The sequence below is a fragment of the Streptomyces actinomycinicus genome (genome assembly GCF_016741775.1).
Classification (GTDB): Bacteria; Actinomycetota; Actinomycetes; order Streptomycetales; family Streptomycetaceae; genus Streptomyces; species Streptomyces actinomycinicus.
In genome coordinates this window covers 14,639-29,374 of the sequence record NZ_JAERRK010000014.1, presented here as the reverse complement: position 1 = coordinate 29,374, position 14,736 = coordinate 14,639, and the positions used below count along the sequence as shown (strand labels likewise).

Genomic DNA, 14,736 nt, shown 5'->3' with positions numbered 1-14,736 from the left:
AGCACTGTCCGAGACCGCTTTCCGCCCTACGGTCTGACGCATGGCCGAAACCGGAGTTCCCCCACTCCCCTCCACGCCCCCGGCGCGATCACCGCTCTTCCGTGCCGAACAGTTCGTGTGGCTCACCGCGCGCGTGCTGGAGCAGCGCCTCTTCGCGTACCTCTTCCTGCACGGCTGCCCGGAGGCGGTGGAAGCCGCGCTGGAGGCCTACCGTAACGAGGACGGCGGTTACGGGCACGCCCTGGAGCCCGATCTGCGCGGACCGGTGAGCCAGCCCCTGCACATCGCGCACGCGCTGCGCGTACTGGACGCCGTCGGGCGTTGCGGCGGACAGCGGGTGGAGCGCGTGTGCCGCTATCTGACCTCCGTCTCCAGTCCGGACGGCGCGCTCCCCGCGGTCCGCCCCGGCCAGCGCGGCTATCCGACGGCACCGTTCGTCCCAGTCGTCGACGATCCCCCCAGCGAGCTGCTGGCCACCGGTCCGGTCGTCGGCCTGCTGCACCGCAACGAGGTGTGGCACGCCTGGCTGTTCCGGGCCACCGACTTCTGCTGGCAGGCCGTGGAGTCACTGGACAAGCCCCACCCCTACGAGGTGGAGGCCGCCGTGACCTTCCTGGACTCCGCTCCCGACCGCCCGCGCGCGGAGGCCGCCGCGGACCGGATCGGCCGCCTGGTGCGCGAGCAGCGGCTCGCCGCGCTGGACCCTGCCCGGCTCGACGCGTTCCCGGCCGCCTCCGGCTACGCCCCGGGCGAGCACCACTTCCCGCACGACTTCGCCCGCACCCCTGACTCGCTCGCTCGCGCGTGGTTCACCGACGACGAGATGGCCCGCTCGCTGGACCACCTGGCCGCCGAGCAGCAGGAGGACGGCGGCTGGCCCTTGCGCCGGCGCGGCTGGGCCCCGGCCCCCGCGCTGGAGGCACGGCCCCTGGTGACCATCGAGGCGCTGCGCACGCTGAGGGCGTACGGCCGCTTCGTGGGCTGACCCGTCCAGCGGGCCGGCCGGGGGCCGCCTGAGCCGCCTCACCCGACGACCGGGCCGGAGCAAGCCGCCTCACCCGCCGGCCGGGCTAGAGCAAGCCGCCTCACCCGCCGATGGCCCGTACTCCCGCCGTCACCACCACGGCCGCCCCGACCACCACCAGGAACGGTGCGCGCAGCACCAGTGCCACGGCCGCGGCGCCGAGGCCCGCGGCCCGCGCGTCCAGCACGAGCGTGTGCCCGTCGGCGAACGTCTGCTGGGCCGTGAGCGCGGCGAGGAGGGCGACGGGCAGCAGGGCGGCGAGCCGACGCACGTACGGCCGTTCGACGGTGTGCGCCGGTACCAGGAGTCCGGCGAACTTGACGGCGTAGCAGCCGAGGACGGTCAGACCGATCGCGATCCAGGTGTTCACCGGTTCCCCTCCATGTCATGCGTTGCGTCCACCTGGTCAACCCGAGCCGGACCTGTTGATCCACCCCGTCCACCTGATCCACCCGGTCCATGTGATCCGCCCGGTCCATGTGATCCGCCCGGTCCATGTGATCCACCCGCTACACCTGAACGGCTACTGCGCCGACCCTCGGCGAAGAGCGCGAGCGGGGCCGCCGCTGCCGCCACCAGGACCGGCACGCCGACCGGCAGGACGGGCAGCAGACCGAGGCCCAGCACTACGGCTACGCCCGCGACCGCACGCTCTGTGGCCGTCTTCAGCATCGGGGCGAGCAGCGCCAGGAACACGGCGGGTCCCGCCGCGTCCAGGCCCCACGCGCGCGTGTCACCGATCGCCCTGGCGCCCAGCGCTCCGAGCAGCGTGGTGAGGTTCCACAGCACGTACAGGCTGAGCCCGGTGACGGTGAAGCCGATGCGTGCGGCGCGCCGTGTCGGCTGAGCCAGGGTCACCGCGGTGGTCTCGTCGATCACCCACTGGGCTGCGAGCGGCCGTAGCGCGCGCGGGAGGGCGAGCAACTGCGACAGACGCAGTCCGTAGAAGGCGTTGCGCACGCCCAGGAAGAAGGCGCCGGCGGCGGCCGTGAACGGGTTGCCGCCGGCGGCGAGCGCGCCGACCAGGGCGAACTGGGAGGCGCCGGTGAACACCAGGAGGCTGAGCGCGCAGGTCTGGAGCAGGCCGAGGCCGCTGCCCGCCGAGGTCACCCCGAAGGCGAATCCGGACAGGCCCACGGCGACGCCGACCCCGAGGGCGTCCCGTACGACGGCCGCGTCCGGCTTGTCCGCGCTGTCGGCCGCCCGGTCGTTGAGTGCAGTGTGCTGTGCCACGCCCCGGACGGTACGGGCGGACGTCAGTCCGGGTCTTGTACGTTCTTGCGCTCGCTCACAATCCTGCGTTCCCGCTGGTAGGCACCCGGGGGCACGCCGACGATCCGGGCGAAGTGCCGGTTGAGGTGGGGCTGGTCGGTGAAGCCGACGGCGACGGCCGCCTCGGCGGGGGCGGTGCCCGCGTCCAGCAGCAGCCGCGCGCGGCGCACCCGGGCGTCGGTCAGCCAGGTGTGCGGTGGCATGCCGTATGCGTCGCGGAACGCCCGCAGCAGGGCGAACGGGGTGGTACCGAGGTCCGCGGCGAGCCGTTCCAGGGTCGGCGGTCCGGCCATCCGCTCCTCCAGCACCGCACGCGCGCGTGCCGCGATCCGCGCCCCGGCCGGCGGGGTCCGCCGCTGCGGCAGCGGGCCACCGTTCAGCTGGAGCAGCCTGGTCACGGCGACCCGGAGGAGGGTGTCGGCGGCCAGCGCATTGCCTTCGTCGGCGGCGCGCAGCACCTGGTGCACGAGGCGGACGGTGTAGGGGTCGTCCAGGACGGGGCTCACGAAGCCCGGGGTGCCCCGCAGGGTGGTGGTCTCGGCGGCGATGCCGGCGACCACGTCGGGGGACGGGTAGATCGCGCCGTACCGCCAGCCCTCGGGCACGCCCGCCCGGCCGGTGTGCGGGGTGTCCGGGTTGACCAGGGCGAGGGCGCCGGCGCCGGCTGAGACGTCGGAGCCGTGGTGGTGGAAGACCTCGACGCCGTCGGCTATGGCCGCGATCACGAAGTTCTCGTGGGTGTGCCGGACGAAGGTCTTGCGGACGTAGCGGGCCCGCAGGAGATCGACCCCCGGCAACCCCGCGTACTGCCAGTGCCGTGCCCGCTCTCCTGAACCCGCCATGGGGCCATTGTCCGCCCTGCCCGGAGCCGTGCCGGTCCCGGACGGCCCTGATGCCACTCGAGCCCGCCCCCGTCTGCCCAGGTCAGCGCGATTGTCAGTGGCCGGGTGCAGGATGGACGCATGGTCAGCTCCGCACATCGAGCCCTGGACGGCTTCACCCCCGCGACCCGCGGCTGGTTCACGGGGGCGTTCTCCGCGCCCACCGCCGCCCAGGCGGGCGCGTGGCAGGCCATCCGCGAGGGCTCGGACGTGCTGGTGGTCGCACCGACCGGTTCGGGCAAGACGCTGGCCGCGTTCCTCGCCGCCCTGGACCAGCTGGCCTCCACCCCGCCCCCGGCCGACCCGAAGAAGCGCTGCCGGGTGTTGTACGTGTCCCCGCTGAAGGCCCTCGCAGTGGATGTCGAGCGCAACCTGCGCAGTCCGCTGACCGGCATCCGCCAGGAGTCCGTGCGCCTGGGCCTGGCCGAGCCCGAGGTCAGGGTCGGCATCCGTTCCGGCGACACCCCGGCCGCCGAGCGCCGCGCCCTGTCCACGCGCCCGCCGGACATCTTGATCACCACTCCCGAGTCGCTGTTCCTGATGCTGACGTCGGCCACGCGCGACGCACTGGCGGGCGTGGAGACGGTGATCCTGGACGAGGTGCACGCGGTCGCGGGCACCAAGCGCGGCGCGCATCTCGCGCTGTCCCTGGAGCGGCTGGACGAGCTGCTGCCCAGGCCCGCCCGCCGGATCGGCCTGTCGGCGACCGTACGCCCGGTGGACGAGGTGGCCCGGTACCTGTCCCCGCGCCGCAAGGTGGAGATCGTCCAGCCGGAGTCCGGCAAGGAGTTCGACCTCTCCGTCGTCGTGCCGGTCGAGGACATGGGTGAGCTGGGCGGCTCCCCGACCTCGGACGCGACCGAGGGAGCGGAGCGGCCGTCGATCTGGCCGCACGTGGAGGAGCGGATCGCGGACCTCGTCCAGTCCCACCGGTCCACGATCGTCTTCGCCAACTCCCGCCGCCTGGCGGAGCGGCTGTGCAACCGGCTCAACGAGATCGCGTACGAGCGTGCGACCGGCGAGACCCTGGACGAGCACCACTCCCCGGCCCAGCTGATGGGCGGCTCCGGCGCGGCGCAGGGCGCGCCCCCGGTGATCGCCCGCGCGCACCACGGCTCGGTCTCCAAGGAGCAGCGCGCTCTGGTGGAGGAGGACCTGAAGGCGGGCCGGCTGCCCGCGGTGGTCGCCACTTCCAGTCTCGAACTCGGCATCGACATGGGCGCCGTGGACCTCGTCGTCCAGGTCGAGTCGCCGCCCTCGGTGGCCTCCGGGCTCCAGCGTGTGGGCCGCGCCGGACACCAGGTGGGCGCCGTCTCCACCGGTGTGGTCTTCCCGAAGTACCGGGGCGACCTCGTCCAGGCCGCCGTGGTCACCGAGCGGATGCGGTCGGGTTCGATCGAGTCCCTGAAGGTTCCCGCGAACCCACTGGACGTGCTCGCGCAGCAACTGGTGGCCATGACGGCACTGGACACCTGGCAGTTCGACGACCTGCTCGCCGTGGTCCGTCGTGCGGCCCCCTTCGCCTCGCTGCCCGAGTCGGCGTTCACGGCCGTCCTCGACATGCTGGCGGGCCGTTACCCGTCGGACGCGTTCGCGGAGTTGCGTCCGCGCGTGGTGTGGGACCGCGTGGCCGGCACGGTCACCGGCCGCCCGGGCGCCCAGCGCCTCGCCGTCACCTCCGGCGGCACCATCCCGGACCGCGGCCTGTTCGGGGTGTTCCTCGCCGGTTCCGACCCCAAGAAGGGCGGGGGCCGGGTCGGTGAGCTGGACGAGGAGATGGTCTACGAGTCCCGCGTGGGCGACGTCTTCACGCTGGGCACGAGTTCCTGGCGGATCGAGGACATCACCCGCGACCGCGTCCTGGTCTCCCCCGCGCCGGGCGTGCCGGGCCGGTTGCCGTTCTGGAAGGGCGACCAGCTGGGCCGCCCGCTGGAGCTGGGCCGCGCGGTGGGCGCGTTCCTGCGTGAGGTCGGCTCGCTGTCCAGGGACGACGCCCGGCTGCGGCTGCTGGCGGCGGGACTGGACGCGTGGGCGGCGGACAACGTGCTGTCGTACCTGGACGAGCAGCGCGAAGCCTGCGGTCACATCCCGGACGACCGCACGATCGTCGTGGAGCGGTTCCGGGACGAGCTGGGCGACTGGCGGGTCGTCGTCCACTCCCCCTTCGGCGCCCAGGTCCACGCCCCCTGGGCCCTCGCGCTCGGGGCTCGGCTGTCCGAGCGGTACGGCATGGACGCGCAGGTCATGCACGCCGACGACGGCATCGTGCTGCGCCTGCCCGACGCCGATCTCATGGGCCTGGACCTGCTGGACCGGGAACCGACGAGGGCCGGCACCGAATACGACAGCGAGCAGGCCCCGGTCGGCGCCGCGGACGTCGCGTTCGACAAGGGCGAGGTCGACCAGATCGTCACCGATCAGGTCGGCGGCTCGGCGCTGTTCGCCTCCCGGTTCCGCGAGTGCGCCGCCCGCGCGCTGCTGCTGCCCCGCCGCAACCCGGGCAAGCGCACCCCGCTGTGGCAGCAGCGGCAACGGGCGGCCCAGCTGCTCCAGGTGGCGAGCGAGTTCGGCTCGTTCCCGATCGTCCTGGAGGCGGTCCGCGAGTGCCTCCAGGACGTCTTCGACGTGCCCGGTCTGGTCGAGCTGATGGGCGACCTCGAGTCCCGCAAGGTGCGCCTGGTCGAGGTCACCACCCCCGAGCCGTCCCCGTTCGCCCGCTCGCTGCTCTTCGGGTACGTGGCCCAGTTCCTGTACGAGGGCGACTCGCCGCTGGCCGAGCGCCGCGCCGCCGCGCTCTCCCTGGACTCGCGGCTGCTGGCCGAGCTGCTGGGCCAGGCGGAGCTGCGCGAACTGCTCGACGCCGAGGTGCTGACCGAGCTGGAGAGCGAACTCCAGTGGCTCACCGAGGACCGCCGGGTCAAGGACGTCGAGGGCGTCGCCGACGTCCTGCGACTGCTCGGCCCGCTGACCGACGCCGAACTGGCGGCGCGGGGCGCGGACCCGCAGTGGGCGCAGGAGCTGGCCGGTGCCCGCCGGGCGATCAAGGTCCGCATCGCCGGCGCCGACCACTGGGCGGCCATCGAGGACGCGGGCCGGCTGCGCGACGCACTCGGCACGGCGTTGCCGGTCGGTGTCCCCGAGGCGTTCACCGAGCCGGTCAAGGACCCGCTGGGCGACCTTCTCGCCCGGTACGCCCGCACCCACGGCCCGTTCACGTCGGCCACGGCAGCAGCTCGGTTCGGTCTGGGCGTGGCGGTCACCGAGGGTGCCCTGCACCGGCTCGCCGCGGCCGGCCGGGTCGTGCAGGGCGAGTTCCACCCTGCGGGCATCGGCCAGGAGTGGTGCGACGCGGCAGTACTGCGCCGCCTGCGCCGGCGGTCCCTCGCAGCCCTGCGGCACGAACTCGAGCCCGTGCCGCCCGCCGCCCTCGCCGAGTTCCTGCCGCAGTGGCAGCACATCGGCAAGGGCCACGGGCTGCGCGGCATCGACGGACTGGTGCGTGCCGTCGAGCAGTTGCAGGGCGCCTCCGTGCCCGCCTCCGCGCTGGAGAAGCTCGTCCTGCCCTCCCGCATGGCCAACTACACGCCTTCGATGCTCGACGAGCTGACCGCCGCGGGTGAAGTGGTGTGGGCCGGTGCCGGTGCCTTGCCGGGCAAGGACGGCTGGGTCTCCCTCTACCTGGCCGACGCGGCCCCGCTGCTGCTCCCACCGCCCCACCCGCTGGAGCTGACTCCCCTCCACCAGTCCGTGCTGGACGCGCTCTCCGGCGGCTACGGCCTGTTCTTCCGGCAGATCGCCGACCAGGTCCGCGCCACCACGCACCCCGAGGCCACGGACCCGCAGCTGGCGGACGCGCTCTGGGACCTGGCCTGGTCGGGCCGGCTCACCAATGACACCCTCGCTCCGATGCGCTCCCTGCTGGGTTCCGGCCGTACGGCGGGCTCGACCGCACACCGCGCCAAACGTGCCGTCCCGCGCGGACGCTACGGCTCGCTGACGGCCGCCGCCCGCACCGCTTCGAGGTCCGGGCCTCCGACCGTCGCCGGCCGCTGGTCGCTGCTGCCCGCGGCCGATCCGGACGCCACCGTGCGGGCCCATGCGCTGGCCCGCTCCCTGCTGGACCGGCACGGTGTGGTCACCCGGGGCGCGGTCGCCGCGGAGGGCGTCGAGGGCGGCTTCTCGGCGGTGTACCGGGTGCTGTCCGTGTTCGAGGAGAGCGGCCAGGCCCGGCGCGGTTACGTGGTCGAAGGGCTGGGCGCGGCTCAGTTCGCGATGGACGGCGCGGTGGACCGCCTGCGCGCGGTGGCCAACGCCCGCGACCGGGCCGAGGCCCTGCCCGGCCCGGTCCACCAGAACGGCATCACCTCCACGCCCGGCCTGGCATCCCCCGGCAGCCTCGCCTCCCCGGGCGACTTCGCTTCCCCGGGCGACTTCGCTTCCCCCGGCGGCCTCGCCTCCCACAGCGGCTTCACCTCGCCGCCCGGCCACACCGATGCGGGCCACCCGAACCCGTTCGACGCAGCGGACGGCGCTCCGCACGGCCACACGGCCCCCGCCGCCTTCGACGGGGCCGACGGCGGTTTCGCCCACCCCGGCCTGGAGGGTGACTTCACGTGGCCGCCGGAGGACCACCCGGCCGCCTACGGCGACCGCACCTCGTCCCGCGGCCTCGCCGACCCCTTCGCCTCCCCCGGCTACGGCGGCCCCCGTGGCGGCGGCCCCACCCCGTACGCCTCCGCCCCCTCAGCCCCGTACGGCCCCGCCGCGCGCCGCGGCTACGGAAACGGTCGTACCGGCAGCCAGGCGCCCGACCCCCGTGCCGTGGTCCTCGCCGCGGCCGACCCGGCCAACGCCTACGGCTCCGCCCTCCCCTGGCCGGAGCCGCCGACCGGTGCCGGGCACAAACCGGGCCGCAAGGCGGGTTCGCTGGTGGTCCTGGTGGAGGGCGAGCTGACGCTCTACATGGAGCGCGGCGGCAAGACACTGCTGGCCTGGCCGGCGCACCCGGACACCGCCGCCACGGACGATCCCCGTCTCCGCACGGCCGCCGAGTCCCTGGCCGCGGCGGCCCGCGCGGGCTCGCTCGGCACGGTCACGGTCGAACGGATCAACGGCACCCAGGCCCTGACCTCACCCGTGGGCACTCTCCTGGAAGCGGCGGGGTTCGTGGCGACACCCCGCGGCCTGCGCCTGAGAGCGTGACCACGGCACAGCCCGCCCCCACCCCACCGTGGCACCCTTGACGCATGCCCGAAGGTGACACGGTCTGGCAGGCCGCGCGGCGACTGCACAAGGCCCTCGCCGGCAAGGCGCTGACCCGCAGCGACTTCCGGGTGCCGAAGTACGCGACGGTCGACCTGACCGGCCGCGGAGTGCTGAGCACGATCCCGCGGGGCAAGCACCTGCTCACCCGCTTCGAGGGCGGCCTGACCCTGCACACGCATCTGCGCATGGAGGGCGCGTGGAAGGTGTACGGCACGGGCGAGCGCTGGCGAGGCGGCCCGGCGCACCAGATCCGCGTCATCCTCGGGACGGACGACCGCACGGCCGTCGGGTACCGCCTGCAGGTCCTCGAGTTGCTGCGCACGACCGAGGAGGAGCGGGTCGTCGGCCACCTGGGTCCCGACCTGCTCGGGCCGGACTGGGACCCCGAGCGTGCCCTGGCGAACGTCCTCGCGGACCCCGCCCGCCCGCTCGGCGAGGCCCTGCTCGACCAGCGCAATCTGGCCGGTATCGGCAACGTCTACAAGAGCGAGCTGTGCTTCCTGCTCGGCGTGACGCCCTGGCTGCCGGTCGGCGCGCTCCCCGCGGACCGCGCCGAGAAGCTGCCCGGCCTGGCCCAGCGGCTCCTGGAGGCGAACCGGGACCGTCCGGTCCGGCAGACCACGGGCCTGCACCGGCACGACCTGTTCGTCTACGGCCGTGCACCCCGCCCCTGCCTGCGCTGCCACACCTCGGTACGGGTGGCCGACCAGAGTGACGGTTCGCAGGAACGCCCCACCTACTGGTGCCCCACCTGCCAGCCGGGCCCCGCTCCCGCAGCCGGCACGGCCCAGCGCTGGCGCGACCGTTATCCCCGCCGCACCGGCTGACCCCCGCGACACCTCGGGCCGGCCGGCAGCCACACGCCCTCCGTTGCAAGGCCGTCACCGAACCCCACCCTCCGCCTCCCCCTCCCGTGCAGGCTCCCGCCCAAGTCACGACCGCCTGACCCGCACCCTCCACCCGCCGTCAGGGGCGCCCCGCAAGTCATGAGCCAGCTCCCAATAATTGACGCCCCGTCAGAAAGGCTCGTACGGTCCCTGCATGGCCCTCACCGCGTACGACCTCAGTGGACGCACCGCATTCGTCACCGGAGCCGCCGGCGGGATCGGCCGGGCCTCGGCCGTGCTGCTGGCCGAGGCGGGGGCGACGGTGCACTGTGCCGACCGGGACGCGGAGGGCCTGGACGGTACGGCAGCGCTGGTGAAGGACCGCGGCGGCGCGGCCCACGTGCACGTCCTCGACGTCACCGACCGGGCCCGGCTCGGTGAGGCGGTCCGGTCCTGCGAGCGGCTGGACGTGATGGCGGCGATCGCCGGCATCATGCACAGCAGCCCGGTCCTGGAGACGCGGGACGAGGATCTCGACCGGGTGCTGAACGTCAACTTCAAGGGTGTGCTGTACGCCTGCCAGGAGGCGGCCCGGCTGATGCTCGCGCGGGGGATGCGCGGCAGCATCGTCACCATGGCCTCCGGCGCCGTCGACACCGGCGGAGCCGGACTGCTCTGCTACGGCGCGGCCAAGGCGGCCGTCGTACAGCTGACCAAGACGCTGGCCACCGAGGTCGGTCCGCACGGCATCCGGGTCAACGCCATTGCGCCCGGCTGGATCCGCACCCCCATGACCGACCGCCACGACCGTGAGGCGCAGGCGCACACCGAGGCCACGCTGACCCGGATGACACCGCTGGGCCGGGTCGGCGAGCCGGACGACGTCGCTCATGCGGTGCTGTATCTGGCGTCGGACGCATCGGCGTTCACGACGGGTCAGATACTTCGCCCGAACGGGGGTGTGGCGATGCCCTGGTAGCGTCCCGTGTCCGCCGGGCCGCCGCCCGGCGTCCCGGTGGGACCGCCCCGGTCGCACGTCCCTTGGGCGCGCAGTGCACGGGCAGCAGACTCAGTCCCCAGCCGCCGGCCACGAAGGCTGCCTCGACCGCACTCGCGTCGTCGCTCATGGCCAGCCGCAGCACGGCGCACCACCACAGGGCTCCGAGCCCGAGCGCAACCCCCCGGCGCACTATCCGCCCCACCATGCCCGCCATCACCTCCAGCCGGACGCTAGACCGTCGCCTGCCCCGCGCGGGAGGCGCACCACGGGCTCACCGATGCAACGCAGGACCATCCGGCATCAGAGACAGCGGATCTCGCGAGGGCCCGTCAACCCGTCCGCGACCGCATCACCCGCGAGCCGCACCCGAGCCACCCTTGAGTCACCTCCGAGCGGCCCGCGTGCCGCACTCGAGCCGCATCCGAGCCGCACCCGTACAACCCGCGAGCCGCACCCGAGCCGTGCCCGAGCCGCGCCCGCCGGGTCGCACCCGCTATGCGTTCTCCGCCTGGAACATCCAGTGGTGCTTTTCCAGATCCGCGGTGATCCCGATGAAGAGGTCCTGGGACACCGGGTCGGGCTCCCCGGTCGCCTCCACGCGCTCCCTCATCCGGGTGATGACCGCGCCCAGCGCGTCCACCATCGTCCCGACCGCGTCCTCGTCCTTGATCCATCCCGCCGGCGTGGGCTTGATGCCGCTGCTCGAGGCCACCGTTGCGGCACGCCCGTCGGGCGGTACACCGAGGGCCGAGGCCCGCTCGGCCACCGTGTCCGAGTGGGCGCGGGCGGAGGCGACCACCTCGTCGAGCTGCAGGTGGATGGAGCGGAAGCGGGGCCCGACGATGTTCCAGTGGATCTGCTTGGCGACCAGGGAGAGGTCCACCAGGTCGAGGAGCGCGCCCTGCAGCGCCTCGGAGACGACCTTCAGATCCGCGTCGGGCAACGGGCTCTTCACGACGTACATCGGCTTCCTCCGGGTGCTTCGGCGCCGTCACGTGCCTCCCACGATGACCGCACCACGCAACCCCGGCAAATGCGGCAGGACGGATACAAGGTGCCGCAGAAGGAGGACAGCCCCGCAGCACGAAGCCCCGGACGGGCCCTCCCAGGTCCCCCTGGGAAGCCTGCCGGGGCTTCAGTCGTCTCGGGTCGTCAGGCCGCGCGCGCGAACCTCACGCGGCGACCACGTCCACCGCCTCCGCGGGCGCCTTGATGGTCACCCGTTCCGGAGGCACACCGGTCACCGACACGGAACCCAGCATCGGACGGACCGACGTGGACACCGGCTCGGTGGCCGCGGCGGACTGGGCCAGCTCGGCGAGCGCCAGCTCGTCGCTCACTTCTCGCATGAGTTCCGACATCCGTACGTCCAGCGCGTCGCAGATGGCGGAGAGCAGCTCGGAGGAAGCCTCCTTCTGCCCCCGCTCCACCTCGGAGAGATAGCCGAGTGAGACTCGGGCGGACGAGGAGACTTCGCGCAGAGTACGGCCCTGGCGTTGGCGCTGCCGACGCAGCACGTCACCCAGCAGGCGACGGAGCAGAATCATCGGTGGCTCCCTCCTCGGACCGCGTAGCCGCATCCTTCTCGCCCCACCGTACCGCCTCGCGCCGCGGCCGTGCGGGGAGCGATGTCGTGTTCACTCAGGGCTGCAAACATCAAAACCCCCCGTTCCGTTCCGTATCCTGTGCCCGCTCATTCCCGGTCTGTTCGCCCGCAAGCTGCTCCAGGAGCAGCGCGAGTACGCTCCGTACACTCTCCATACGAATTTCCGCACGGTTGCCGTTCAACCGCAGAGCCCCGACTTTTCCGCCACCGGCAGAACCGGTCCGGGCGGTGAGGGGCCCGTCGACGGCCACGAAGACCGTCCCGACGGGCTTGCCGTCCTGGGGGTCGGGGCCGGCGACCCCGGTGGTCGCGATACCCCAGTCGGCGCCGAGTTCCTTGCGGACTCCGGCCGCCATCTGCCCCGCTACCTGCGGATCCACCGCCCCGCACTGCGCCAGGAGAGTGGCGTCGACGCCCAGCAGCCGGTGCTTCAGCTCGGTCGCGTAGGCGGTGACCGAGCCCCGGAACACCCGGGACGCCCCGGGCACCGCGGTGATCTCCGCCGCCACCAGGCCACCGGTGAGCGACTCGGCGACGGCGAGGGTCTCGCCCCTCACAGTCAGTAGTCGCACCAGTTCGGTGGCCGCGGAACTCACGCTTCCTTCTCCTCCAACGCTGCCGCGCGCTCTGCGATTCCCCGCCTGCGCAGCACAATGGCTTGTCTTACGTAGTCAAGGCCCGTCACGACCGTGAGCACGACCGCCGCGGCCATCACCCAGAACCTCAGGGTGGCCAGCCAGCCGGTCAGCGCCAGGACGTACATCCCGACGGCCACGCCCTGGGTGAGGGTCTTCAGCTTGCCGCCCCGGCTGGCGGGGATCACGCCGTAGCGAATGACCAGAAAACGCAGCAGCGTGATGCCGAGTTCCCGGCCGAGGATCACTGCCGTCACCCACCACGGCAGATCGCCCAGGCCGGAGAGACAGATGAGCGCCGCCCCCATGATCGCCTTGTCGGCGATGGGGTCGGCGATCTTCCCGAAGTCGGTGACCAGGTTGTAGGTGCGCGCCAGATGCCCGTCGAACAGGTCGGTGATCATGGCGACGGCGAAGGCCGCCCAGGCCAGCGAGCGCCAGGCCGGGTCGTAGCCGCCGTTCGCCAGCATCAGCGCGACGAAGCCGGGGACCAGGACCAGCCGGAGCATCGTCAGCAGATTGGCTACGTTCCAGACGCTCGCCTGGTTGACGGCCGCCGCCGCGATCTTGCCGCCGCGCGGTGCCCTGCCCCCGCCGTCGGGGCCGGAAGCAGAACCGGAGACCTCGGACCGGGTGCCGTCGGCGGCGGGGCCCCGGGCGCCCTGCGCACCGGAGGAGCCGCCCGCGGCGGATGCCGGGACTCCGGTCATCTGCCCGCCTCCTCACTACACGCGAGCGAGCCGGTCAGCGGCTCGGCCACCAGGTCGACCCCTTCGGTACCGACCACCTTCGCCTCGACCATACGTCCGACGCTCAGGCCGGCGCCGCTCGTGAGCAGGACCTGGCCGTCGGTCTCCGGCGCCTGGTGCGCGGCACGGCCGTGGACGCCCTCCTCCTCGTCCACCGACTCCACCAGAACCCGCACGGTCTCGCCGAGGCGCTCCTCGGCCCGCTGCGAGACGAGATCCTCGGCGAGCCGGGAGACCCTCGCGAGCCGCTCGGCGACGACGTCCTCGTCCAGCTTGTCGGCGTAGGTCGCCGCCTCCGTGCCCTCCTCGTCGGAGTAGCCGAAGACACCGATGGCGTCCAGCCGGGCGCCGTTCAGGAAGCGCTCCAGTTCGGCCAGGTCCGACTCGCTCTCGCCGGGGAAGCCGACGATGAAGTTGGAGCGCACGCCGGCCTCGGGGGCCTTGGTGCGGATGGTGTCGAGCAGCTCCAGGAAGCGGTCGGTGTCGCCGAAACGGCGCATGGCGCGCAGCACGCCGGGCGCGGAGTGCTGGAAGGACAGGTCGAAGTACGGCGCCACCTTCGGGGTGGAGGTCAGTACGTCGATCAGGCCCGGGCGCATCTCGGCCGGCTGCAGGTAGCTCACCCGCACCCGCTCCAGGCCGTCGACCTCGGCCAGCTCCGGCAGCAGGGATTCCAGCAGGCGGATGTCGCCCAGGTCCTTGCCGTAGGACGTGTTGTTCTCGGAGACCAGCATGATCTCCTTCACGCCCTGCTCGGCCAGCCAGCGGGTCTCGTTCAGCACGTCGCTGGGGCGGCGGGAGATGAAGGACCCGCGGAAGGACGGGATGGCGCAGAAGGAGCAGCGCCGGTCACAGCCGGAAGCGAGCTTCACCGAGGCGACCGGGGAGCCGTCCAGGCGGCGGCGGAGGGGTGCGCGGGGGCCCGAGGCGGGCGCCACGCCCTCCGGGAGGTCGGCCGGGCCGTGGCCGGGCAGCGCGACGGCGGCGGCCGATTCCTGCCGCTCGGCGGGGCTGATCGGCAGCAGCTTGCGGCGGTCGCGCGGGGTGTGGGCGGCGTGGATGCCGCCGGACAGGATGGTCTGCAGGCGGTCGGAGATGTCGGCGTAGTCGTCGAAGCCGAGCACGCCGTCGGCCTCGGGCAGCGCCTCGGCCAGTTCCTTGCCGTACCGCTCGGCCATGCAGCCCACCGCCACGACGGCCTGGGTTCTGCCATGATCCTTGAGGTCGTTGGCCTCGAGCAGGGCGTCGACGGAGTCCTTCTTCGCGGCTTCCACGAAGCCACAGGTGTTGACCACGGCGACATCGGCGTCCGCGGCGTCCTCGACGAGCTGCCAGCCGTCCGCCTCCAAACGGCCTGCGAGCTCCTCGGAGTCCACCTCGTTACGAGCGCAGCCGAGAGTGACGAGTGCGACGGTACGGCGTTCAGGCATGGGCTCAAGACTACTTTGTCTCACTGACAGCCCACGTCGACGGGGTT

Annotated in this window: 12 protein-coding genes; 4 read left to right on the top strand and 8 right to left on the bottom strand. The window is 73.2% G+C overall.

Annotated elements, in window-relative coordinates; translation table 11 throughout:
- The first annotated feature begins 40 nt into the window (after window positions 1–40).
- Window positions 41–985, top strand: a complete 945-nt coding sequence (locus tag JK359_RS24530; RefSeq protein ID WP_201839643.1) for a hypothetical protein — start codon at window positions 41–43, stop codon at window positions 983–985.
- A gap of 100 nt (window positions 986–1,085) precedes the next feature.
- Here the strand turns inward: JK359_RS24530 and JK359_RS24525 are convergent, their stop codons facing one another.
- The 3 genes from JK359_RS24525 to JK359_RS24515 are packed head-to-tail and all read right to left on the bottom strand — an operon-like array spanning window position 1,086 to window position 3,138.
- Window positions 1,086–1,394 (bottom strand): AzlD domain-containing protein, encoded by a 309-nt coding sequence (locus tag JK359_RS24525; RefSeq protein ID WP_201839642.1) that lies wholly within the window; start codon window positions 1,392–1,394, stop codon window positions 1,086–1,088.
- On the bottom strand, window positions 1,391–2,257 hold the full coding sequence (locus JK359_RS24520; RefSeq protein ID WP_307788260.1) for an AzlC family ABC transporter permease: 867 nt from the start codon (window positions 2,255–2,257) through the stop codon (window positions 1,391–1,393). Before JK359_RS24520 ends, JK359_RS24525 begins: the two co-directional genes overlap by 4 nt.
- A 23-nt stretch (window positions 2,258–2,280) precedes the next feature.
- The gene (locus JK359_RS24515) at window positions 2,281–3,138 is read right to left on the bottom strand and encodes an AraC family transcriptional regulator (RefSeq protein ID WP_201839641.1); all 858 of its coding nucleotides are present in this window, start codon (window positions 3,136–3,138) and stop codon (window positions 2,281–2,283) included.
- A gap of 120 nt (window positions 3,139–3,258) precedes the next feature.
- Here JK359_RS24515 and JK359_RS24510 point away from each other — a divergent pair, with 120 nt between their 5' ends.
- The 3 genes from JK359_RS24510 (at window position 3,259) to JK359_RS24500 (ending at window position 10,248) form a co-directional block, all read left to right on the top strand.
- Window positions 3,259–8,379, top strand: a complete 5,121-nt coding sequence (locus JK359_RS24510; RefSeq protein WP_201839639.1) for an ATP-dependent helicase — start codon at window positions 3,259–3,261, stop codon at window positions 8,377–8,379.
- Between the two features lie 44 nt (window positions 8,380–8,423).
- On the top strand, window positions 8,424–9,269 hold the full coding sequence (locus tag JK359_RS24505; protein ID WP_201839637.1) for an Fpg/Nei family DNA glycosylase: 846 nt from the start codon (window positions 8,424–8,426) through the stop codon (window positions 9,267–9,269).
- Between the two features lie 214 nt (window positions 9,270–9,483).
- Entirely contained in the window at window positions 9,484–10,248 is a 765-nt protein-coding gene (locus JK359_RS24500) for an SDR family NAD(P)-dependent oxidoreductase (protein WP_201839634.1), read from the top strand.
- A 514-nt stretch (window positions 10,249–10,762) separates the two neighbouring features.
- Here JK359_RS24500 and JK359_RS24495 read toward each other — a convergent pair.
- The 5 genes from JK359_RS24495 to rimO all read right to left on the bottom strand — a co-directional run bounded on the left by JK359_RS24495 (window position 10,763) and on the right by rimO (window position 14,689).
- Window positions 10,763–11,233, bottom strand: coding sequence for a Dps family protein (locus JK359_RS24495; protein WP_201839632.1), 471 nt, complete (start codon window positions 11,231–11,233; stop codon window positions 10,763–10,765).
- A 208-nt stretch (window positions 11,234–11,441) separates the two neighbouring features.
- A complete protein-coding gene (locus JK359_RS24490) occupies window positions 11,442–11,816 on the bottom strand; it encodes a helix-turn-helix domain-containing protein (RefSeq protein WP_201839630.1) in 375 nt (124 codons plus the stop codon).
- Between the two features lie 109 nt (window positions 11,817–11,925).
- Window positions 11,926–12,471, bottom strand: coding sequence for a CinA family protein (locus JK359_RS24485; protein WP_201839628.1), 546 nt, complete (start codon window positions 12,469–12,471; stop codon window positions 11,926–11,928).
- Window positions 12,468–13,220 (bottom strand): CDP-diacylglycerol--glycerol-3-phosphate 3-phosphatidyltransferase, encoded by a 753-nt coding sequence (pgsA, locus tag JK359_RS24480; protein WP_201839625.1) that lies wholly within the window; start codon window positions 13,218–13,220, stop codon window positions 12,468–12,470. The genes JK359_RS24485 and pgsA overlap by 4 nt, the downstream gene beginning before the upstream one ends.
- On the bottom strand, window positions 13,217–14,689 hold the full coding sequence (gene rimO / locus JK359_RS24475) for a 30S ribosomal protein S12 methylthiotransferase RimO (RefSeq protein WP_201839622.1): 1,473 nt from the start codon (window positions 14,687–14,689) through the stop codon (window positions 13,217–13,219). Before rimO ends, pgsA begins: the two co-directional genes overlap by 4 nt.
- Between the last annotated feature and the right edge of the window lie 47 nt (window positions 14,690–14,736).